The organism is Heyndrickxia sporothermodurans (assembly GCF_003055045.1).
GTDB lineage: Bacteria > Bacillota > Bacilli > Bacillales > Bacillaceae_C > Heyndrickxia > Heyndrickxia sporothermodurans.
The window spans coordinates 1-556 of the sequence record NZ_NAZB01000065.1; the positions used below are offsets into that span (position 1 = coordinate 1).

General features: G+C 43.5%; 2 tRNA genes and 1 rRNA gene. All 3 read right to left on the reverse strand.

Annotated elements, in window-relative coordinates:
- Nucleotides 1–124: 124 nt before the first annotated feature.
- Nucleotides 125–200, reverse strand: a tRNA-Ala gene (locus tag B5V89_RS18220).
- Between the two features lie 12 nt (nucleotides 201–212).
- A tRNA-Ile gene (locus B5V89_RS18225) sits at nucleotides 213–289 on the reverse strand.
- A gap of 156 nt (nucleotides 290–445) precedes the next feature.
- A 16S ribosomal RNA gene (locus B5V89_RS18230) occupies nucleotides 446–556 on the reverse strand; the annotation flags it as partial.

The window sequence follows — 556 nt, forward strand, 5'->3', positions numbered from 1 at the left end:
CCTTACTAACTTAACCTAAAATAAGGTTTATTTTTAAAACTACTTAAATGGATTCATCCATAAAGTGGCGATTCTCGGTTATTACTTGGTTATTTCTCATATTATCTAGTTTTCAAGGAACAATTGGTGGAGCCTAGCGGGATCGAACCGCTGACCTCCTGCGTGCAAAGCAGGCGCTCTCCCAGCTGAGCTAAGGCCCCGAATATGTTATATGGTGGGCCTAAATGGACTCGAACCATCGACCTCACGCTTATCAGGCGTGCGCTCTAACCAGCTGAGCTATAGGCCCACATTTTCGGAAATAAAAAACATCGATATGGAAGAAGAACTCCTTGTCGTTGTTTTTATCTATTGCATATTTTTTTGAAGAATTCATCCTTCAAAACTGAACAAAACGGAAAACGTCTTTTTTGTAACCACGTTAGTGGTCTTCCATATTCCTTAGAAAGGAGGTGATCCAGCCGCACCTTCCGATACGGCTACCTTGTTACGACTTCACCCCAATCATCTGTCCCACCTTCGGCGGCTGGCTCCAAAAAGGTTACCTCACCGACTT